Annotated in this window: 21 protein-coding genes; 11 read left to right on the plus strand and 10 right to left on the minus strand. The window is 70.0% G+C overall.

Annotation, left to right across the window (positions count from 1 at the left end; translation table 11 throughout):
• Positions 1-236: 236 nt before the first annotated feature.
• Positions 237-1,361, minus strand: coding sequence for an alkene reductase (locus AVKW3434_RS08955; RefSeq protein ID WP_284397273.1), 1,125 nt, complete (start codon positions 1,359-1,361; stop codon positions 237-239).
• Between the two features lie 363 nt (positions 1,362-1,724).
• Between AVKW3434_RS08955 and tauA the strand changes: the two genes are divergently transcribed.
• From tauA to AVKW3434_RS08970, 3 genes are read left to right on the plus strand one after another with little or no spacing between them, the layout of a single operon-like run.
• Positions 1,725-2,759 carry a taurine ABC transporter substrate-binding protein gene (gene tauA / locus AVKW3434_RS08960; protein ID WP_284405556.1) on the plus strand — a complete coding sequence of 345 codons (1,035 nt, stop codon included), beginning with the start codon at positions 1,725-1,727 and terminating at the stop codon, positions 2,757-2,759.
• Positions 2,760-2,799: 40 nt separating this feature from the next.
• Positions 2,800-3,621 (plus strand): taurine ABC transporter ATP-binding protein, encoded by an 822-nt coding sequence (locus AVKW3434_RS08965; protein WP_502869047.1) that lies wholly within the window; start codon positions 2,800-2,802, stop codon positions 3,619-3,621.
• A 20-nt stretch (positions 3,622-3,641) separates the two neighbouring features.
• On the plus strand, positions 3,642-4,511 hold the full coding sequence (locus tag AVKW3434_RS08970; RefSeq protein WP_284405557.1) for an ABC transporter permease subunit: 870 nt from the start codon (positions 3,642-3,644) through the stop codon (positions 4,509-4,511).
• A gap of 44 nt (positions 4,512-4,555) precedes the next feature.
• Here AVKW3434_RS08970 and gstA read toward each other — a convergent pair whose 3' ends face one another.
• The 3 genes from gstA to AVKW3434_RS08985 form a co-directional block, all read right to left on the minus strand.
• Positions 4,556-5,164, minus strand: a complete 609-nt coding sequence (gene gstA / locus AVKW3434_RS08975; protein WP_272566286.1) for a glutathione transferase GstA — start codon at positions 5,162-5,164, stop codon at positions 4,556-4,558.
• Positions 5,165-5,203: 39 nt separating this feature from the next.
• A complete protein-coding gene (locus AVKW3434_RS08980) occupies positions 5,204-5,512 on the minus strand; it encodes a YkgJ family cysteine cluster protein (protein WP_284405558.1) in 309 nt (102 codons plus the stop codon).
• A gap of 85 nt (positions 5,513-5,597) precedes the next feature.
• On the minus strand, positions 5,598-6,194 hold the full coding sequence (locus AVKW3434_RS08985) for an NADPH-dependent FMN reductase (RefSeq protein WP_284405559.1): 597 nt from the start codon (positions 6,192-6,194) through the stop codon (positions 5,598-5,600).
• Between the two features lie 233 nt (positions 6,195-6,427).
• Here AVKW3434_RS08985 and mnmG point away from each other — a divergent pair, with 233 nt between their 5' ends.
• From mnmG to AVKW3434_RS09025, 8 genes are all read left to right on the plus strand, one after another.
• Positions 6,428-8,434 carry a tRNA uridine-5-carboxymethylaminomethyl(34) synthesis enzyme MnmG gene (gene mnmG, locus AVKW3434_RS08990; RefSeq protein ID WP_284405560.1) on the plus strand — a complete coding sequence of 669 codons (2,007 nt, stop codon included), beginning with the start codon at positions 6,428-6,430 and terminating at the stop codon, positions 8,432-8,434.
• Positions 8,431-9,129: a 16S rRNA (guanine(527)-N(7))-methyltransferase RsmG gene (rsmG, locus tag AVKW3434_RS08995; protein WP_284405561.1), complete on the plus strand. Its 699-nt coding sequence runs from the start codon at positions 8,431-8,433 to the stop codon at positions 9,127-9,129. Before mnmG ends, rsmG begins: the two co-directional genes overlap by 4 nt.
• 30 nt (positions 9,130-9,159) lie before the next feature.
• Complete coding sequence (locus AVKW3434_RS09000; RefSeq protein ID WP_284405562.1) at positions 9,160-9,774, plus strand: LysE family transporter; 615 nt, start codon at positions 9,160-9,162, stop codon at positions 9,772-9,774.
• A 22-nt stretch (positions 9,775-9,796) separates the two neighbouring features.
• Entirely contained in the window at positions 9,797-10,567 is a 771-nt protein-coding gene (locus AVKW3434_RS09005) for a ParA family protein (RefSeq protein WP_284405563.1), read from the plus strand.
• 75 nt (positions 10,568-10,642) lie between these two features.
• Positions 10,643-11,200, plus strand: coding sequence for an RBBP9/YdeN family alpha/beta hydrolase (locus AVKW3434_RS09010; protein ID WP_284405564.1), 558 nt, complete (start codon positions 10,643-10,645; stop codon positions 11,198-11,200).
• The gene (locus AVKW3434_RS09015) at positions 11,155-11,502 is read left to right on the plus strand and encodes a cupin domain-containing protein (RefSeq protein WP_284405565.1); all 348 of its coding nucleotides are present in this window, start codon (positions 11,155-11,157) and stop codon (positions 11,500-11,502) included. Before AVKW3434_RS09010 ends, AVKW3434_RS09015 begins: the two co-directional genes overlap by 46 nt.
• Positions 11,503-11,594: 92 nt before the next feature.
• Complete coding sequence (locus AVKW3434_RS09020) at positions 11,595-12,515, plus strand: ParB/RepB/Spo0J family partition protein (protein ID WP_284397235.1); 921 nt, start codon at positions 11,595-11,597, stop codon at positions 12,513-12,515.
• Between the two features lie 163 nt (positions 12,516-12,678).
• Positions 12,679-14,655, plus strand: a complete 1,977-nt coding sequence (locus tag AVKW3434_RS09025; protein ID WP_284405566.1) for a gamma-glutamyl-gamma-aminobutyrate hydrolase family protein — start codon at positions 12,679-12,681, stop codon at positions 14,653-14,655.
• An 18-nt stretch (positions 14,656-14,673) separates the two neighbouring features.
• Here the strand turns inward: AVKW3434_RS09025 and AVKW3434_RS09030 are convergent, their stop codons facing one another.
• From AVKW3434_RS09030 to AVKW3434_RS09055, 6 genes are read right to left on the minus strand one after another with little or no spacing between them, the layout of a single operon-like run.
• Positions 14,674-15,618 carry a lysylphosphatidylglycerol synthase transmembrane domain-containing protein gene (locus tag AVKW3434_RS09030; RefSeq protein ID WP_284405567.1) on the minus strand — a complete coding sequence of 315 codons (945 nt, stop codon included), beginning with the start codon at positions 15,616-15,618 and terminating at the stop codon, positions 14,674-14,676.
• Entirely contained in the window at positions 15,615-16,025 is a 411-nt protein-coding gene (locus AVKW3434_RS09035; RefSeq protein ID WP_284405568.1) for a GtrA family protein, read from the minus strand. The genes AVKW3434_RS09030 and AVKW3434_RS09035 overlap by 4 nt, the downstream gene beginning before the upstream one ends.
• A 7-nt stretch (positions 16,026-16,032) precedes the next feature.
• Positions 16,033-17,373, minus strand: coding sequence for an NAD(P)/FAD-dependent oxidoreductase (locus AVKW3434_RS09040; RefSeq protein WP_284405569.1), 1,341 nt, complete (start codon positions 17,371-17,373; stop codon positions 16,033-16,035).
• Positions 17,373-18,311 carry an NAD-dependent epimerase/dehydratase family protein gene (locus AVKW3434_RS09045; protein WP_284405570.1) on the minus strand — a complete coding sequence of 313 codons (939 nt, stop codon included), beginning with the start codon at positions 18,309-18,311 and terminating at the stop codon, positions 17,373-17,375. The genes AVKW3434_RS09040 and AVKW3434_RS09045 overlap by 1 nt, the downstream gene beginning before the upstream one ends.
• 32 nt (positions 18,312-18,343) lie before the next feature.
• Complete coding sequence (locus AVKW3434_RS09050; RefSeq protein ID WP_284405571.1) at positions 18,344-20,053, minus strand: hypothetical protein; 1,710 nt, start codon at positions 20,051-20,053, stop codon at positions 18,344-18,346.
• A gap of 3 nt (positions 20,054-20,056) precedes the next feature.
• On the minus strand, positions 20,057-20,833 hold the full coding sequence (locus AVKW3434_RS09055) for an SDR family NAD(P)-dependent oxidoreductase (protein WP_284405572.1): 777 nt from the start codon (positions 20,831-20,833) through the stop codon (positions 20,057-20,059).
• Positions 20,834-20,859: the final 26 nt, after the last annotated feature.

A 20,859-nucleotide genomic window follows, 5' to 3' on the forward strand; every position in this document is an offset into this window, starting at 1 on the left:
CTACCTGATCCACCACCGCCAGCTTAAAGGCCAGTGTGTAGTCCTTCTGCGTTCTCTTAACCCATTGATCCACTTGACTTTCCTTTCTGATGAACAGAAAGGTGTCAACCTCATTCAGGACGGGTCATGACCATGGGAAAAGTGCCGTGGAAAAAAGGGGGAGACGAAAAAAAGCCCGCCGGGCCTTCGGAGCCGTGGCGGGCCGTGCCAGCGGGCACTTTACGCTGCGGCGCGCGTCAGGCGGCCTTTTCCGCCAGCGTGGGGTAGTCGGTGTAGCCCTTCTCGCCGCCGCCGTAGAACGTGCTTTGGTCCCATGCGTTGAGCGGTGCGTTCTGGCGCAGGCGCTCGACCAGGTCCGGGTTGGAGATGAAGGGCTTGCCGAAGGCGACGATGTCGGCATCGCCGCTGGCCACCGCCTGGGTGGCGAGGGCGCCGTCGTAGGCGTTGTTCACCATCCACGCGCCCTTGCCGCCGGCCGCGCGGTAGGCGGCCTTGAGCGCGGCGTAGTCGAAGGGGCGGCCTTCCACTTCGCGCGGGCCGCCGGTGGCGCCTTCGATCACATGGATGTAGGCCAGGCCCAGTGGTGCGAGCTGGCGGATCACGTAGTCGAACAGGGGCTGCGGGTCGGCATCGGCGATGTCGTTGGCCGGCGTCACGGGCGACAGGCGGATGCCCACCTTGCCGCCGCCGATGGCATCGACCGCGGCGCGCGTGGCCTCCAGCAGCAGGCGGGCGCGGTTTTCGATGCTGCCGCCGTAGTCGTCCGTGCGCTGGTTGGCGCCGGTCTTGAGGAACTGGTCCAGCAGGTAGCCGTTGGCCCCGTGGATCTCCACGCCGTCGAAGCCCGCCGTCTCGACCGCGTTGCGCGCGGCGGCGGCGTAGTCGTGCACGATGCCGGGCAGCTCGCCCGCATCGAGCGCGCGGGGCTCGGACGTGGGCACGAACTGGCCCTTGCCAGTCGCGCGGTCCACCAGGTAGGTCTTCGACTTGGCGGTGATGGCCGATGGGGCCACGGGCTTGCCGCCGTCCGGCTGCAGGTCGTTGTGCGAGATGCGGCCCACGTGCCACAGCTGGGTCACGATCTTGCCGCCGCGCGCGTGCACGGCCTCGGTCACGCGCTTCCAGCCATCGAGTTGCTCGGTGCCGTACAGGCCCGGCACGTCGGCATAGCCCTGGCCCTGGTGGCTGATGGCGGTGGCTTCGGTGATGAGCAGGCCGGCGGTGGCGCGCTGGGCGTAGTAGGTGGCCGTGATGTCCTTCGGGATGGCCTCGGGCGAGCGGTTGCGCGTGAGCGGCGCCATGGCAATGCGGTTGGCCAGGTGCAGATCGCCGGCCTGGACCGGATCGAAGAGAGTCGTCATGACAAGGGTGCTTTCTTTGGAGGGACAGGGAAAAAACGGGGCCTGGGCTCCGGGGTGGCACGGGGCCGGGCCCGTTCCAAGCCAGGGACACGAACTTACCGCCATTTCCCGAAGGCTGCAGTGCACTGGCGACCCCAAGGATTTGCCGACTGTGCTAGCGGCAGTGGCGCCCCCGCGCGCCGCAGGCGTGCTGCGGCGCGCTGATGCGTTTTCCGGATATCGATGCGCGAAACGGGCGCATGCGGCGCGAGGGCCGGTTCCTAGAATTTGTGCAAGGGCCCATCGACGGCCCGGCCCGCGCACTCTGCGCCCCAGGGGCTGCCCGTTGCGGGTGCCCCTCTCTTTTGCTCCAAGGAACCCCTCATGCAATCCCCGTTCTCCGCCACCCGCAGGGCCGCCGTGCGCGGCCTTTCCGTCCTGCTGGGCGCCACCTTGTTCTGCGCGGCGGCCGGGGCGCAGGGCAAGAAGGAGGTGGTGATCGGCTATCAGGACATGGTCGTGCCGTGGCGCTATGCGCAGGAGACCCGGGAGGTCGAAAAGCGCACGGGCTACCAGGTCACCTACCGCAAGCTGGGCAGCGGGGCCGAGGTGGTGCGCGCACTGGCCTCCGGTGCGATCCACATCGGCGAGGCGGGGTCTTCGCCGTTCGCCTCGGCGCTGTCGCAGGGCGTGCCCATCGAGGTGTTCTGGATCCTGGACGACATCCACGAGGCCGAGGCCCTGGTGGCCCGCAACGGCTCGGGCGTGAAGCAGCTGGCGGACTTGCAGGGCAAGAAGATCGGCCTGCCGTTCGTCTCGACCACGCACTTCCACACGCTGGTGGCGCTGCAGGCGGCGGGCGTGGACCCCAAGGGCGTGAAGATCGTGAACCTGCGCCCGCCCGAGATCCTGGCGGCGTGGGAGCGCGGTGACATCGACGCCACGTTCGTGTGGGACCCGGTGCTGGCCAAGGCCAAGCAAAGCGGCACGGTGATCGCCACCTCGGGCCAGATCGCCGCGCAGACCGGCAAGGCCACGTTCGACGCGCTGGCCGTGTCCAGGCCGTTCGCGCGCGAGCACGATGCTTTCCTGACCCAGTTCGTGCAGATGCTGGCCGATGCCGACCGCGCGTACACGGCCCAGAAGGCCGCCTGGACGGCCGATTCGCCCCAGGTCAAGGCGGTGGCCAAGTGGACCGGCGCCGAGGCGCCCACGGTGCCTGCCAGCCTGGCGTTGTATGCCTTCGTGCCGCCGGCCGAGCAGGCCTCGCCGAAATGGCTGGGCGGCGGCGCGCAGTCGGTGGCGGCCCAGTCGCTGGCCGCCACGGCCGTCTTCCTGAAAGAGCAGGGCACCATCCAGGCCGTGCTGCCCGACTATTCGGTGGGCGTGAACCCCACCTGGGTGCAGCGTGCGAAGTAGCCTGCTGGCCGCGGGCGAAGACCCTGCGGCCTTGCCGCCCGTGGCCCATGGCGCGGGCGATCTGGTCATCCGCGGCCTGAGCGTGCGCTACGCCGGCGCGCGCGGGGCCGCGCCGGTGCTGGCGCTCGCCGGCGTGGACCTGGACATCGCCGCGGGCGAACTCGTCGTCGCCCTGGGCGCATCGGGCTGCGGCAAGACCACGCTGCTCAACTGCATTGCCGGATTCACGCCGGCCTCGGCGGGACACATCGCGCTGGGCGGGCGCGTGGTGCGCGGGCCGGGGGCCGAGCGCGGCGTGGTGTTCCAAAAGCATGCGCTGATGCCCTGGCTCAACGTGATCGACAACGTGGCGCTGGGCCTGCGGCTGCGCGGTGTTCCACGTGGAACGCGCCGGACGGTGGCGGCCGAGACGCTGGCCCTGGTGGGGCTGGAGGCGTTCGCCCAGGCGCCCGTGTGGCAGCTGTCGGGCGGCATGCAGCAGCGCGTGGGCATTGCCCGCGTGCTGGCCAGCGACCCGGACGTGATGCTGATGGACGAGCCGTTGGGCGCGCTCGACGCCTTCACGCGCGAATCGCTGCAGGAACTGGTGCTGCGGCTGTGGCAGCGCACGGGCAAGACCATTTTCTTCATCACCCACGACGTGGAGGAGGCGCTGTTCCTCGCCTCGCGCCTGGTGGTGATGTCGCCCCGCCCGGGCCGCATCGTGCGCGAGCAGGCCCTGGCTTTCAACCGCGCCCATTTGGGCGGCCAGGCGGCGCGCGCGGTGAAATCCAGCCCGGACTTCATCGCCTGGCGCGAGCGGGTGCTGGATTGGGTGGGACCGCAGGCCGGGGTGCCCGGGCCGGTGGGGGCGGGGGCATGAGCGGGGGAATGGGTGGGGGGATGGGTCAGCCGGCGGCTCCGCAGGACGCGGCGCTGCGGCCCCCCGTCCCGGAGCCTGATCCGGCCACGGTGCGCCCCGTGTCGCCCTTCCTGCGGCCCGGTGCGGGCAGCAGCCGGGCCTTGAGCGCCCTGTGCGTCGTGGCGCTGCTGGCCCTGTGGTGGGCCGCCACGCACTGGCGCTGGGTGCCGCCGCTGTTCCTGCCGGCGCCGAGCGCCGTGGCGCGGGCGTTCTCCGATGCCTGGCACGGGCGGATCCAGGGTGGCGAGCCGCTGTGGGTGCACCTGCAGTGGAGCGCCCTGCGCGTATTCGGCGCGTTCGCGCTGGCCGCGGTGACGGCCGTGCCCGTGGGCATCGCCATGGGGGTGAGCCGCATCGCGCGCGGGGTGTTCGACCCGCCGATCGAGTTCTACCGGCCCCTGCCGCCCCTGGCCTACCTGCCGCTCATCGTGATCTGGCTGGGCATCGACGAGGCGTCGAAGGTGCTGCTGATCTACCTGGCGTGCTTTGCGCCCATCGCCCTGGCCGCCAAGGCCGGCGTGCGCAGCGCCAGCACCGAGCAGCTCAATGCCGCGGCCTCGCTGGGCGCGAGCCGCCTGCAGGTGGTGTGGCATGTGGTGGTGCCGGCGGCGCTGCCGGAGATCCTGGTGGGCCTGCGCATCGCCCTGGGCTTCGGCTGGACGACGCTGGTGGCGGCGGAGATGGTGGCCGCCACCGTGGGCGTGGGGCAGATGGTGCTCAACGCCTCGAACTTCCTGCGCACCGACCTGGTGGTGATGGGCATTCTGGTGATCGGCCTGGTGGCCTGGTCCTTCGATCTGGCCGTGCGCTGGGCCGAGGCGCGGCTGGTGCCGTGGAAGGGGCGTGCCTGAATCCAGGCACCGAAGGCACGCCCGACCCCCGCCGTTGGTCTGGCTTACTTGAGCAGGCCTTCGGCCTTGAGGGCCGCCTGCACCGCAGGGCGGGCGCCCACGCGGGCGTGGTGGGCCGACAGGTGGGTCAGGTGGGACGTGTCCAGGCCCACCACCTTGCCCCAGCCGACGACGGTGAACAGGTAGCCGTCGGCCACCGAGAAATGCTCGCCCATGAGCCATTCCTTGCCGTCGAGCTGGCTGTCCACCCACTGCAGGCGCGACAGGAGCTTTTCGCGCACGGTGGTCTTGTATTCCTCGGGCGTGGACGTGCCGAACAGGGGGCTGAAGCCCTTGTGCAGTTCGGTGCCGATGAAAGTCAGCCATTCCTGCAGGCGGTAGCGGGCCAGGGTGCCATTGGCGGGGGCCAGGTTCTTGAGGGGGGCTTGGTCGGCGATGTATTGCACGATGGCCGGGCCTTCGCGCAGGCGGGTGCCGTCGTCCAGCTCCAGCAGGGGCACGTAGCCCAGCGGGTTGATCGTGTAGTAGTCCGTGCCGTCCTGCAGCTTGTGGCTCTTGGTGCTGGCCAGCACGGGGGTGAAGGCCAGGCCCGCTTCGTGCAGGGCGATGTGGGGGGAGAGCGAGCAGGCGCCGGGGCTGTAGTAGAGCTTCATGGATGACCCGAAGGTGTGGTGTTGGACAAGCTCTGCATGCTAGCTGGAAGCGGCCGGGGCCGCTGAAGGCCGGGGCGCCGGGCGCGTGACCGCCTCCAGCTGGCCCAGGTAGTGCAGGGCGTGGGCCCGGTCCGGCCCGCACATGGCCGGCTCGGGCTGCAGCGAGCCGCACACGGCCGGGCGCTCCGGGTGGCCGAAGATGCGGCAGCGCTGCGCATCGTCCAGCTGGATGCAGCGTACGCCGGCCGGCTTGCCATGGGGCATGCCGGGGATCGGGCTGGTGATCGAGGGGGCCGTGCAGCAGGCGCCGCAGCCGGGCCGGCAAACCGTCACGACTGCATCTGCCATTGATTTGCTATCGAAATAATAGCTAAATGCCCTAGTGGATATTGCGGTGCGGCACCGTTCGGGCCATATCCCTGGGTGGCCTGCCTCAAGCGGGCAGGCCCGGCATGGCCAGCCGGTCGGCCGCCCACAGCACCTGGTCCACCACGGCGCGCACGCGCTGGCGGTGCGGCTCGTGTGCCAGGGCGCCCTGGTCGTCCAGGGCGCTGGCCGCCAGGCCCAGGGCGAAGGCCTGCGGGGCCACCCAGCACTCCAGGTTGATGAGCAGGGGTGCCAAGTGGCTCTGCGAGCGCAGGCCGCCCAGGCCGCCGTTGGAAGCGCTCAGCATGCCCACCACCTTGCCGCGGAAGGGGCGGGTGCCGTCGCTCCACACCGGGTGGCCGGCCACGGGGCTGGAGGCCCAGTCGATGGTGTTCTTGAGCAGGGCGGTGTAGCTGCCGTTGTACTCGGGCGAGCAGATGATCCAGCCCTGGTGGGCATCCAGCGCGGCCTTCAGGCGCAGCACGTCGGGCGGGGTGCCGGCGGCTTCCAGGTCGGCGTTGTACATGGGGATGTCGAAGTCCGACAGTTCGAGCAGCGTCACATCGGCCCCGGCATCGCGCGCGATGTCGGCGGTGGCGCGGGCGAGACGGCGGTTGAACGATTGCTGGCGGGTACTGCCCGCGAAGACGAGGAGTTTTTGCATGGCCGCGATTGAAGCACACCGGCGGGGCAGGAAACCTGCAAGAAACCCGTTGTTGCAAGGCACCTGTTCCACGTGAAACAGCACCGGTGGCAGGGGCGGGCCCGAAGTGGGAAAATCACGGGTTTTCCAGCCTGCCAGGGCCGGCCTTCGGCGCCGTTCCTGCCGGGCACGCCCCGCGCCCTGCGGCGGCGATCGAATCGATGAACGGCCCCGCGAGGCCCCGGAGCAGTCCCATGTTGTACCCCCAGGAATTTGATGTCATCGTCGTCGGTGGCGGCCATGCCGGCACCGAGGCCGCGCTGGCCGCCGCGCGCATGGGCCAGCGCACGCTGCTGCTCACGCACAACATCGAGACGCTGGGGCAGATGAGCTGCAACCCCTCCATCGGCGGCATCGGCAAGGGCCATCTGGTCAAGGAAGTGGATGCGCTGGGCGGTGCCATGGCACTGGCCACGGACGAGGGTGGCATCCAGTTCCGCATCCTCAACAGTTCCAAGGGCCCGGCCGTGCGGGCCACGCGCGCGCAGGCCGACCGCATCCTGTACAAGGCCGCCATCCGCCGCATGCTGGAGAACCAGCCCAACCTGTGGCTGTTCCAGCAGGCGGTGGACGACCTGATGGTCGAGGGCGACCGCGTGGTGGGCGCCGTCACGCAGGTGGGCCTGCGGTTTCGCAGCCGCACCGTGGTGCTCACGGCCGGCACCTTCCTGGACGGCAAGATCCATGTGGGCCTGAACAACTACGCCGCCGGCCGGGCGGGCGACCCGCCGGCCGCGAGCCTGTCGGCCCGCTTGAAGGAACTGAAGCTGCCGCAGGGGCGCCTGAAGACCGGCACGCCGCCGCGCATCGACGGCCGCAGCATCGACTTTTCCCAATGCGAGGAGCAGCCCGGGGACGGCATGCCCGGCGGCGTGAACGAGGGCACGGTGCCGGTGTTCAGCTTCATGGCGCATGCGCACGGCGGTGCGGCGATGCACCCGCGCCAGGTGCCGTGCTGGATGACCCACACCAACGAGCGCACACACGACATCATCCGCAGCGGCTTCGACCGCAGCCCGATGTTCACCGGCAAGATCGAGGGCGTTGGCCCGCGCTACTGCCCGAGCGTGGAAGACAAGATCAACCGGTTCGCCGACAAGGACAGCCACCAGATCTTCCTGGAGCCCGAAGGCCTGACCACGCACGAGTTCTACCCCAACGGCATCAGCACCAGCCTGCCATTCGACATCCAGTACGACCTGGTGCGCAGCATGGCGGGGCTGCAGAATGCGCACATCCTGCGCCCCGGCTACGCCATCGAGTACGACTACTTCGACCCGCGCTCGCTCAAGAGCACGTTCGAGACGCGCCAGGTACAGGGCCTGTTCTTTGCCGGTCAGATCAACGGCACCACGGGCTATGAAGAGGCCGCGGCGCAGGGGTTGTTCGCCGGCATCAATGCCGCGCTGCAGTGCCGCCAGATCAAGGGCGAGGCCAACGATTTCGGCGGCACCTGGCTGCCGCGGCGGGACGAGGCCTACCTGGGCGTGATGGTGGACGACCTCATCACCAAGGGGGTGACCGAGCCCTACCGCATGTTCACCAGCCGGGCCGAGTTCCGCCTGCAGCTGCGCGAGGACAACGCGGACATGCGCTTGACCGAGGCCGGTCGTCAGCTGGGCCTGGTGGACGATGCGCGGTGGGATGCCTTCAGCCGCAAGCGCGATGCGGTTTCACGTGAAACAGAGCGTCTCAAGGCCACCTGGGTGAACCCCCGCAGCCTGCCGGCCGAGGAATCGGCGCGGGTGCTGGGCAAGTCCATCGAGCACGAATACAACCTGTTCGACCTGTTGCGCCGTCCGGAAGTGGACTACGCCACGCTCATGGGCATGGACGGTGGCCGGCTGGCGTCGCCGGACGTTTCACGTGAAACACTCGGTGAGCTGGCCGACCCGGTGGTGGAGCAGGTGGAGATCGCCGCCAAATACTCCGGCTACATCGACCGACAAAAGGACGAAGTGCAGCGCGCCGCCCATTTCGAAACCCTGCGCCTGCCCGCCGAGTTGGACTATCTCCAGGTGCCGGCCCTGTCCATCGAGGTGCGCCAAAAGCTGCAGAAGCACCGTCCGGAAACCCTGGGCCAGGCCTCGCGCATCTCGGGCGTGACGCCCGCCGCGATCTCGCTGCTGCTGGTGCATTTGAAGAAGGGCGGTTTCAAGGGCTTCAGCACCGCGCATGCGGCAGTGGAGGTGCCCGCATGACCGCGCAGGCGTTGCAGGACACGCTGGCCGAAGGCGCGCAGGCCCTGGGGCTGGGGCTCGGCAGCGCCCAGATCGGCCAGTTGATGGATTTCCTGGCGCTGCTGCAGAAGTGGAACAAGGTCTACAACCTGACGGCCGTGCGCGACCCGCAGGATATGCTCACCCACCACCTGCTGGACAGCCTGGCGGCGGTGCCGCCGCTGCGCCGCCAGCTGGCGCAGGTGCCGGCGGACCTGGATGCCAACCCCGCGCTGCCGCCCCGGCTGCTGGACGTGGGCTCGGGCGGCGGGTTGCCTGGCGTGGTGTTCGCCATCTGCTGCCCTGGCCTGGACGTGAGTTGCGTGGACACCGTGGCCAAGAAGGCGGCGTTCATCCAGCAGGCCGCCGTAACGCTGCGCCTGCCCAACCTGCACGGCATCCACGCCCGGGTCGAGACCCTGGCCGGGCCGTACGATCTGGTGAGCTGCCGCGCCTTCGCCTCGCTGCCGGACTTCACCACCTGGTCGAGCGGCGCCATGGCACGGCACGCCGTATGGCTGGCCATGAAGGGCAAGCGGCCCGATGACGAGATCGCCGCGCTGCCGGCGGGCGTGCAGGTGTTTCACGTGGAACCTCTCGCCGTGCCCGGCCTGGATGCCGAGCGCTGCATCGTCTGGATGCGGCGCCCGGCGGGTGCGCCGCCGGCCGTCGCTTAAACTCGCTCCTCCAGTTTTCGGGGGGCTTTCATGTTTGGCGTAGCAGATTACGGCGCGTTCGTCGCAGCCATCGTGTTGTTCCTCGCCATTCCCGGCCCCGGCAACCTGGCGCTCATCACCTCCACCAGCAAGGGCGGCGTGCGCGCCGGCCTAGCCGCCACGCTGGGCGTGATGGCCGGCGACCAGGTGCTGATGTGGATGGCGGTGGCGGGCGTCGCCGCGCTGCTGGCCTCGTACCCGGCGGCCTTCCATGCCGTGCAGTGGCTGGGCGCGGCCTACCTGGCGTGGCTGGGCTTCAAGATGCTGACCGCCCGGCCCGGCGGCCAGGCGGTGCTCCACATCGAGCCCCGGCACTACTTCCAGCAGGCGGCGTGGATCACGCTGCTCAATCCCAAGGCCATCGTGTTCTACATGGCGTTCTTCCCGTTGTTCGTGGACCCGGCGCGCCACCAGGGCCTGCTGACCTTCGGCGCCATGGCGGCCACCATCGCGGTGCTCACCTTCCTGTACGGCCTCGTCGTCGTGCTGCTGACCCACCGCCTGGCCGAGCGCATGCGCGCCAACCCGAAGGTCGCGCGCGGGCTGGAGAAGATCGCCGGCGTTTTCCTCATCGGCTTCGGCATCAAGCTGGCCCTCTCCAAATAATTTCCGCGAAACGAAAGCAGTCATGGCCAAGATTTTTTGCATTGCCAATCAGAAGGGTGGGGTGGGCAAGACCACCACTTCCGTCAACCTGGCCGCGGGGCTGGCCAAGATCGGCCAGCGGGTGCTGATGGTCGACCTGGACCCGCAGGGCAATGCCACCATGGGCTCGGGCGTGGACAAGCGCGCGCTGGAGCTGACGGTGTACGACGTGCTGCTGGAGTCGTCCTCGGTCAAGGAGGCGGCGGTGCTGTCGGAAAAGTGCGGCTACCACGTGCTGGGCGCCAACCGCGAACTGGCCGGTGCCGAGGTCGAACTGGTGGCCCTGGAGCACCGCGAGCGCCGCCTGAAGGCCGCCCTCGCCGAGGTGGACAAGGACTACGACTTCATCCTCATCGACTGCCCGCCGTCCTTGAGCATGCTGACCCTGAACGGCCTGTGCTGCGCCCACGGCGTCATCGTGCCCATGCAGTGCGAGTATTTCGCGCTGGAGGGGCTGACCGACCTGGTCAACACCATCAAGCAGGTGCACGCCAACCTGAACAAGGACCTGCAGATCATCGGCCTGCTGCGCGTGATGTTCGACCCGCGCATCACGCTGCAAAGCCAGGTGAGCGAGCAGCTCAAGGACCACTTCGGCGACAAGGTGTTCAACACGGTGATCCCGCGCAACGTGCGCCTGGCCGAGGCACCGAGCTACGGCCTGCCCGGCGTGGTGTTCGATCCGTCCGCCAAGGGCAGCCAGGCGTTCGTGGACTTCGCCCGCGAGATGGTCAAGCGCGTCAAGCGCATGTAGGCCGCAGCGGGTTTGAGTGCCAGATCGCCCTCATGCCGGCGGATTCATTGCCCTCTTTGCTATCAAAAATATAGTATGAAACCAGACAACGTGCTGCTGCTGCCCGGTTGGCAGAACTCCGGGGAAGACCACTGGCAAAGCCGCTGGGAGCGCCTGCACGGCTACCGGCGCGTGGAGCAGCACGACTGGATGCACCCGCTGCGCGGCGACTGGTCTGCCCGCCTGGAAGAGGTGGTGGTGGACGCCGGCGGCCCCGTGGTGCTGGTGGCGCACAGCCTGGGCTGCATCCTCACCGCCTGGTGGGCGGCGCATTCGAAGAACGCCCACCGGGTGCGCGGCGCGCTGCTGGTGGCCCCCGGCGACGTGGAGCACCCCGACATCGCGCCCCTGCTGCCCGGCTGGGCCCCCATCGCGCGCCAGCCGTTGCCGTTCCCCGCCGTGCTGGTGGGCAGCCGCAACGACCCCTATTGCAGCTTCGAGCGCGTGCAGGGGCTGGGCCGCGACTGGGGCGCGCGTTTCGTCGATGCGGGCGCGCTCGGCCACATCAATGCCGAGTCGGGCCTGGGGGACTGGTCCGAGGGCCTGGCATGGCTGCAGTCGCTGCTGCTGCAGGCACCGGGGCCCGCAGCATGACGCCGGCCGCCCCCATCGATCTGCTGGCGCTGGCGCGCTCGGCCCCCCAGGCCTGGCGGTCGCAGGTGTGCGGCGTGGCCGCGGGCGCACAGGTGAAGGTGCTGCGCATGGATGCGCAGGCCTACCCCGACGAGGTCCACGATTTCGACGAAGCCCTGCTGGTGCTGCAAGGGCAGATGAACCTGGAGATCGGCGGGGCCCGCCACGTGGTGCAGGCCGGCGAGGTCTTCATCGTTCCCGCGGGCATGCCGCACGCCGTGGCGCCCGGCAGCCACGGCACCCTGGTCATCCTCGACCGCTGACTGCATTCCCCTTATCTCTTCCGGCGGCCCGAAGGGCCCTTGCCCGCGCCGGCCCCCTTCCTTCGAGAACCGACACAGAAAGCACACCCACCATGGTCACCAAGAAACCCAAGGGCCTCGGCCGCGGCCTGGAAGCACTGCTGGGCCCCAAGGTCGCGGAAAAGGGCGATGCCGCCCCGCCGCCGCCCGAAGGCACCCCCACCACGCTGGCCCTGGCCGACATGGTGCCCGGCATGTACCAACCCCGCACGCGCATGGACGAGGGCGCGCTGTACGAGCTGGCCGAGTCGATCAAGGCGCAGGGCATCATGCAGCCGATCCTGGTGCGCCGGCTGGCGCAGGGCGATCATGCGGGCCGCTACGAAATCATCGCCGGCGAGCGGCGCTTTCGGGCCGCGCGGCTGGCGGGCCTGGCCGAGGTGCCGGTGCTGGTGCGCGACGTGCCCGACGAGTCGGCCGCCGCCATGGCCCTCATCGAGAACATCCAGCGCGAGGACCTGAACCCGCTCGAAGAGGCGCAGGGCCTGTCGCGCCTGGTCAAGGAATTCGGTCTCACGCACGAGCAGGCCGCGCAGGCCGTGGGCCGCTCGCGCAGCGCCGCCAGCAACCTGCTGCGCCTGCTGAACCTGGCCGACCCGGTGCAGACGATGCTGATGGCCGGCGACATCGACATGGGCCATGCGCGCGCACTGCTGTCGCTGGACCGGGCGGCGCAGATCACGGCGGGCAACCAGATCGCGGCCAAGAAGCTGTCGGTGCGCGAGGCCGAGGCCCTGGTCAAGAAGATCGGCGCCGAGTTCAGCCTGGTGCCCCAAAAGCCCAAGAAGGACGCCAAGTCGCGCGACCTCAAGCGGGTGGAGGAGGAACTGTCCGACCTGCTCATGGCCGAGGTCGAGGTGCGGGTCAAAAAGCGCGTCAAGCGTGGCAGCCGCACCGAGGAGATGGGCGAGCTGGCGATCCAGTTCGGCTCGATCGAGGCGCTCAACGGCCTGATCGAGCGCCTGCGGGGCTGACGCTCTCCCTGCCGCACGGCACCAGCGCATTGCGTTGGTCGATATGCGAAATCCGCGCTTTGCGCGGGCGCGATCCCTGTTCAGAATCGGCGCCCCGTCGGCATGGCTCCACTGGTGGCGTTGGGCCGCGCAGGGAGGCCGGCGGACAGGGAGGTGCATACCAATGAAAGTGACAGTGAACGCTGCCGAGGTGAAACACCGGCAGCCCGAATCCACCGGGGCCGATGGCGCCCCGGCCATCGGCAAAAGCGGGCCCGCTGCGGCGGGGCCCTCGGGCCATCCGAACCTGGCGGCCAGACAGCCCCGTTCCGCCGGCCCCGAGGCCGTGCGATCGCGCGTGCCGCTGTCGGCGCTGCCGACCGGCGCGGGCCCGTCCGTACCGCCAAAGGCCCCGCTCGCCGTGGGCGCTGCGGACACCGCCTTGCTGCACCGGCTCCTGCAGGCCGTGGCCGATGCCCCGGCGGGCGCCTCGGATGCGGCCGGCCGCAGCAAGCCGTCGCTCGCGGCCGCATTGGCCGCCGCGGGCCATTCCCACGTGTTGGAAGGCGTGCAGTGGGCCGAGGGTGATCCGGCCCTGCGGGGGTGGGATCTCTCGGGCGTGGATTTCAAGCGCTGCCAGTTTGATGCCAGCTCCCTGGCCGACACGCACATCGAAGGCAGCCGGTTCGAAAGCTGCCGGTTCGAAAGCGTGTCATTGGCGGACGCCTCGCTGCGCAACACCGCTTTCAAGCGCTGCGAATTCGAGGAGACGATGTTCCTGCACGCGGAACTGAGCGGCGTTCGCTTCGAAGACAGCGAGCTGCACCTCTGCAGTTTCGAGGATGCGCAACTGACGGGCGATTGCGTGTTCGCGGGCGTGAAGATGCCCGGCACGCACTTCCTCAGCACCTCGGTGGCCGAGGGGACGCGGATCGAAGCGTCCGCCACCCAAGGACCGTCCGTCCTGACCGACACCTTGTTCCTGGGCACGAAGGGGCGCTTCACCATCGACGCGGTGTCCGACGCGACCGTCGGCCTCACCCGGCCCACCACGGCCACGCTGGTCTCCCATGACTCGCGGGGCATCACCGTCCCGCGCGTGGTTGCCAAGCTCGAGGCGGTGGCGGGCACCTTGCCTCTGCGGGTCGAGATGCGGGCCGCCTCGCTGCAGGCGAAGGCGGTGGATGCGGAGGTCGAGGCGCACCTCGAACATCTGGCCTCGCAGCCGGGCAGCGACCAATCCTTGCCGCAGCGCCTCGTGATCGATGCCCTGGCGAATCCCGAAGCCCTGCCGAAGATCGCGCAGATCCTGGCCAAGGCCGAGATCCTGGCCCGGCACGTGGACTCCGTCGTGCTGCCTGGCGGCGAAGATATTTCGCCCCGCCTGTACAACCAGCAGGCCGAGCCGCAGACGGACTGGAAGGGCGACTACCGCCGGTCCGTGCTCGAAATGGGTCTGCTGCACCAGTGCTTTCACCGCGGCGTGCCCTTGATGGCGATCTGCCGGGGCTTTCAGATGACCAATGTATTTTTCGGCGCGGCGCTGCAGCAGCACGTGGGGCACCAGGTCGGCGTCCGCACGCTCGGCAACGACCAGGGCGAAGAAGCCGGGCAGGCGCGGGCCACCGAGGTCGCGGAGAACGGCGTTGGCGTCTTCGGCACAGCGCTGCAAGGCATCCGCGCGGCCGTCTATCACCACCAGGCCGTGATCGACCCACCGGAGGGCCGGCCGCACCTGAGCACCTCGCTGCGCCGGACCATTCCCTCGGAAGGGGGCGAGACCGCCTGGCGGGCCATCATGGCGGTCGAATCGTCCCAGCCGCGCGCGCCGCTGATCGGCTTGCAGTTCCACCCCGAGTTCTTCGACGGATCGACGGCCCGGGGCGGCGAGGCCCGGCCGTTGTCCAACACGGAACTGGAGCAACTGGGGGCGGGCTATACGCGGCCTGGAGCGCAGACGTCGGGCTTGCAGAACCCGGCCGACCTGATCGCCAGCGGCATCCTGGACCACATGTCGCCTGGCAACGATGCGCTGTGGAAGATCCTGTCGGACGCGGCGACCGCGCACCGCCACAAGGCCGCCATCACGGCCGAGGCGCTGGCGGAGGGGCGTGCGAAGCTGCGGCCCGTGGAGCCGGCAGTGGAGCCGGCCATTGGCTGACGCGCTGCGCCAGCGCGCTCACCTGCCGGCTTCGCCCGGCGCGCGCCGGCGCTCCAGCACCCCGATGGCCACGAAGCCGCACAGCACGGCGAACCACAGCGTGGCCACGCGGATGCCCACGGCCGCCAGCGTGGCCAGGCCCAGCGGCACGGCGTGCAGCGCCAGCAGGGCGACCAGGGTGGCCTCGGTGGTGCCGATGCCGGCTGGCAGCATGGACGCTGCGCCGGCCAGCATGGCGGTGGGGTACAGGGAGGCGGCATCGCGCCAGGGCAGGCCGATGCCCAGCCCGTGCAGCAGCCAGGCGAACGACAGCGCCACCAGGCCCCATGCGGCCAGGCCCAGGCCCAGCGAAAGCCCCCAATCCAGCGGGTGCAGCCACGCCCTGCAGCCGGCCAATCCCAGCGCCAGGGCCCGCACCGCACGCGACAGTCGCGGCCAGCCGCGGCGGCGCAGCCGGGCGGCACCGCGCAGCAGCCATGCGGGCCGTGCCGCCACCAGCACGACGGCGCCGATCGTGCCCGCCACGAACGCCACCAGCACCGCGAACAGCGGCAGGGCGGGGATGGCCAGCGCCGCCAGCAGCACCACGCACAGCAGGTCGAACGCGCGCTCGTACACGAAAGCCGAGACGGTGCGCGCCGCCGGCACGCCGGCGCGCGCGAAGTAGCGCACGCGCACCAGCTCGCCCACCTTGCCGGGGGTGGCGGTGAAGGCGAAGCCCGAGAGGTAGGCCAGAAAGCCCGCACCCCAGGGCACGGCGTGCCCCGCGCGGGCCAGCAGCCAGCGCCAGCGCAGGTAGCGCAGCAGGTACGAAGCGAAGGCGATCGCCGCCATCGAGGGCATCCACGCGAGCACCTGCGGCAACTGCGCGAAGACCTGGTTGCGCGCGTCGGCCCACACCAGGGCGGCCACGTAGGCCGCCGTGCAGGCCCCGGCCGCAGCGACGGCGTGGCCGGGCTTCATGCGCGGTCGGCGAAGGACCAGCGCTTGTGGCCCAGGTAGCTCGTGAACACCGGCACGGCCACGCCCACGGCATGGGCGATCTCGGGCACGAAGGCGGTCACGCCCAGCGCCGGCAGCACCTGGCGCGCCAGCAGCAGGCTCACGGCCCAGGTCTGCGCCACCGCCACGAGGTTGACCAGCACGAAGAACGCGGCGGACTTGCGCACCGACTGCTGGCTACCCTGGAACACGAAGGCGCGCGCCAGCAGGAAGGCCGTGACCATGCCCACGCCGTAGGCCAGCACCACGGCGTCGGAAAACGGCATCCACTGGTTGAGCACGATGCGCGCGATGAAGTTGGCGAGCGCGGCCAAGCCGCCCGTCACCAGGAAGGCCACGAACTGCCGGGAGCGGAACTGCGCGAGCATGCGGGGCCTAGACCGGTGCCGCAGCGGCCTGCGCGGCCATCTGGCGCCCGAAGCCGATGCTCTCGGAGATGCCGCGGTCCTCAGGGTAGTAGTAGGACGTGTCGGCCACCCACAGGCCGCGCACGGGCAGCTGCACGGGCGGCAGGCTGTCCAGGTAGTTGGGCGGGCAGATGGGCTGGGCGTAGCGGTAGCGGCTGGCGCGCAGGGCCAGGAAGTCGCTGTCCTGCAGCTTCGGGTTGATGGCCTTCAGGTAGCGGCGCACCTTGTCGAGGAAGGCCGCGTCGGGCTCGGCGAACTTGGGGTGCTCGCCGGGCATGTAGAACGGCACGTACACCACCGACTCCGCCAGCGGGCGCAGGTTGCTGTATTCGACCAGGCCGGGAATGTCCATGTCCGGATCGTTCACGTTGAGCCAGAAGTTCTCGGTCAGCGGCTGGCGCAGCTTGGCGATCACGCAGACCACGGCGATGTTCTGCAGTGCGCCGTACTGCGCCAGCAGCGCGGGCGGCAGGTCGGGCATGGTGCGCGGTACGTAGGGCAGGGGGATGGTGCTCACCACCTTGTCGAAGGCCTCGAAGCCGTGCGCGGTTTCCACGCCCTGCACGCGGATGCCGTCCATGCGCACGCGGGTGACGGGGGTGGACAGGCGGATCTCGCCGCCGTGGCGCTGGATGTCGGCCACCATGCCGTCCAGCAGCGTGGCCGAGCCGCCATCGAGGTGGCCGAGCTTTTCGCGCATCAGGCTGTAGCGCGAGCGGCCGATGCGGCGGATGCGGCTCCAGATCCACGCGGCGGACAGGTTGCCGGCATGGTCGTAGAACTTGTAGTCGAACAGGCGCCGCCACAGTACCTCGTAGGCCTCCTTGCCCACCCAGCGGCGGATCCAGCCCGTGGCCTCTTCGCCGTCGAGCGGCTTCCAGTCGGTGCGCTTCGTGGACAGGAACGCGTGCAGGCCGTAGCGGAACTTGGCGACCAGCCCCAGACCCTGAAAGCGCAGCAGCGCCACCGGGTTGCCCCAGGGCTGCAGGCGCTTTTGGAACCAGTAGCCCATGCGCGTGGCGCGCCAGCGCATCTTGTCCGAGAGCCCCAGCTCGTCGAGCATCTGCAGGAAGGCGTGGTCGGAGGTGCAGTGGAAGTGGTAGTAGCGCTCGATGGGCAGGCCGTCGAAGTCGAACATCGCGGTCATGCCGCCCACGCGGTCGTCGGCCTCGAAGACCACGGGCCGGTGGCCGTCGCGCGCGAGCTGGTAGGCCACCGCCAGGCCCATGGGGCCGGCGCCCAGCACGGCGATGCGCTGGCCCGGCGCGGCGGCCGTGGATGCGGAAGGAGAGGGGGGGTGCGCACTCATCAGAACTCCAGCACCACGCGGCTGTATTGCGGGTGGTTGAAGGTTTCGTGGATGGCCTCGGCGAAGGGCGTGGCGCGCACGCCGAAGATGCCGGGCCAGTCGATCACCTCGAACTCGTCATGGGCCACCAGCGCCTTGAGCTGGTCGGCGGTGAACGGCGGGTCCTTGTCGAACAGCGCCCACACCTTGAGCAGCAGGTAGAAAAGGCCGTAGGGGATCTTCACGATCCAGGCGCCCGCGCCCGTGGCGGCCTTGATCTGGCGAATGATGTCGATGTAGTCCACCTTCTCCAGCCCCGTGATGTTGAACACGCCGCCCACGCGGCGCTCCTCGATGCAGCGCACGATGATGCGGCAGAAGTCCGCCGCGTACAGCGGCTGGCGCATGTAGCGGCCGCTGCCCGGAATGGGGAACACCGGCACCTTGCGCATGAAGCGCGACAGCCAGCCCAGGTGCTTGCGGTCGAACCAGCCGAACATCAGCGTGGGCCGCAGCACCACGCAGGGAATGCCGCTGTCCAGCACCATTTTTTCCTGCGCGCGCTTGGTCTCGGTGTAGTGGTCCTGGGCGACCGACTCGACCACCGAGGAGCTGATGTGCACGGTCTGCGGGATGCGGTGGCGCTGGATCAGATCGAGGATGCGGCCGGTGGAGGTGAGGTTGTTGCGCACGAACGGGTCGGCCTGCGGCGCGCCGATCTGCGCCTGCAGCATGACCACCACGTCCGCGCCTTCGAAGTGGCGCTCCCACGCGCCGGGCTCGGCCAGGTCGGCGTCCTCGGCCACGATGTCGGGGTGCACCTGGCGCAGGATGGCGAGGTTGCTCGCGTGCTTGTCCAGCACGACGAGGTTGTGATAGCCGTGCAGCTTCAGGTGGGCCACGAGGTTCTGGCCCACGAGGCCGGCGCCTCCCGGCAGGATGATTTTGGCGTTCTTCATGGTGTTGGTTTTTCTCGGCGGGTTCGGGGCGCTCATTGCGGCGCCGGTATCTGCAGGGCCACCGAGCAGTCGGTGTCGGGCGCGGTCAGGGTCACGGCGGTGGGCAGCGCCTCGGGCGCGGCCTGCAGGTAGGCGGTGAAGGTCAGGTAGCGTGCGGGCGCATGGGGGCCACCCGGCGCGCTCAGCTTGCGCCAGCGGTGGGGCACGCCCAGGCCCACCACGGTGCCATCGGGCGCGACAAGGCGCATCGAGGGCGGCGGCGCATCGCCTTCGGAGGGCAGCAGCGCGCCACTCACCGAGACGAAGCGCGGGTCGCCGGGCACGCGCTGCACCCAGTCCACGAAGGCCGTGCAGCGGGCGGGCGGCACGTCCGCGTGCGAGCCCAGGGCCGCGGCGGCGTCGGCGAGCGGCGGCTGGCCGAAGATCGAGTGGCCCTGCTGGCGGGCCTTGGCGACGATGCGCTCGCCCAGGGCCCGGTCCCAGATCAGCATGCCGATGCGCCGTTCGTCGTGCACGCCCATCGCCAGCGCCAGCGCGCCGGTCATGCGCAGGTGCGCGACATCGCTGCGTTTGGTGTCGCGCACCTGCACCGACAGCATCTGCGCCAGCACCGCCACCAGCAGCACGGCGGCACCGGCGCGCGCGAGGCCGCGCAGGGCCAGCACGCGCGGGGCGTACAGCACGCCCAGGGCGGCCCAGGCCATCATCGTGGGCGTGGTGTAGCGGCTGGCCAGCGAGCCCTCCATGCTGAACTGCAGCCGTCCGCTGGCGGTGGCGAAGGCGATGCCCGCCACGAACGCCACGAAGGTGAGCAGCGACAGCTCCAGCGCGTGCGTGCGCGGGGCGCGCAGCGCGGGCACCAGGCGGGCCAGCGCCAGCACGGTGAACAGCACGCCGAAGGCCTGGCTGATCCACATCGGCTCCATCTTGCGCGCCAGGTGCTGGAACGGGCTGCCCAGGTATTGCAGTGTGTACTGCAGCAGGCCCAGCGGCCGGCTCTGCAGCATGGCCAGCAAGCCGGGGCGGGGCGTCGGCGCGGCGAAGTCCGCCATGTACACGCCGATGCCCGCGGCGCCCAGCAGTGCCAGCAGTGCCACGCGGCGCCAGCCCATGCGCGCCACGGCGGCGTAGAGCGCCATCATGGGCAGTGCCATGATGCCGTTGGCCATGCTGCCGATGCTGAGCACGCCCAGGGCGCAGCCGCCGGCGAACCAGCCCACGTCCTGCGGCGCCTGCGTGGCGCGGTACAGGCAGTACAGTCCGGCCAGCGGCAGCCACTGGGCCAGGAAGAACTGGCTCTGGAACGCCCAGGTGAGGTTTTCCTGCTGCACCCACGACAGCAGCCAGACGGACAGCAGCGCCAGCGCCGCCACCGACGCCGTGCGGGTCATCGGCCCCAGGCGCGCCTTCAGGAAGGCCCAGAAGGTGGCGATGCTGCCCGCCACCAGCAGGTAGTTGACCGCGATCAGGAAGGCCTGGGTGCCGCCGAACCAGCGGTATTCCATCCAGAACAAGGCCTTGGACAGCACGATGCGGTGCTCGTTGAAGAGCCGCCACCAGGCCTGCCAGCCGGCGCCATCGCGCACGTCGGCATAGAACTCCAGTGCGCCCCACATGTCCCAGATCGGCACGGACGTGAAGGTGCGCCAGGCCGCCACGGCCGTCACCAGGGCAAAGAGCGTGGCATAGCCCGCAAGGGCCACCGCCGCCCAGAGGCGGCGGCGTTCAGGGGTCCATGGCATGGGTCAGATGTCCATCTTGTGGAAGACCGCGCGCGGCAGGTTGCGGATCACGGCCATGATGAGCGCCCATTTCGCCGGGGCATAGACCACGGGCGTGCCGCGGGCCATGCCGCGCACCACCGCCTGGGCCACCTGCTCCACGCTGGCGAGCTTGGCGCCGCGCGCCTTGAGGTGCGCCGTCATCGGCGTGTCGGTGGGGCCCGGCTTGATGAGCACCACCTTCACGCCCGAGCCCGCCAGGCGGTGCTGCAGGCCTTCGGCGTAGCGCTCCACCAGGCCCTTGGCGGCGCCGTATACGTAGTTGGATTTGCGGCCGCGGTCGCCGGCCACCGAACCGATGATGCCGATCGTGCCCCGCCCCGCCACCTGCATCGCGCCGGCGAACGCCTCCGCGCACAGCGCGGGCGACAGGCCGTTGACGGCCATGGCCTGCTCGGCGCTGGCCAGATCGCCCTGGCACCGGGCCTGGTCGGGCAGGCTGCCATGGGCGATGAGCACGGTGTCCGGCACACCCTGCGCCACCAGGTGCTGCACCAGCGCGGCGATGGAGGCCGCCTGCGTCACGTCGCCGGCCATCACGTCGATGCGGGCCTGGGGCTGGCGCACCTGCAGATCGTCGGCCACGCCCTGCAGCCGGACCGCGTCGCGTCCCACGAGCACCACGCGGCCGATGCCGCCGGCCTGCAGCCATTGGCGCGCGCAGTGCTGCGCGATCAGCGACGTGGCGCCGACGATCACGAGGGTCTGCGGTGCGCCGCGGTCGTTGTGGTTGTTTTGCATGTTGGCGGTGATTTCGTTCGTTCTTG

It is taken from the genome of Acidovorax sp. SUPP3434, assembly GCF_030159015.1.
Lineage (GTDB): Bacteria > Pseudomonadota > Gammaproteobacteria > Burkholderiales > Burkholderiaceae_C > Paracidovorax.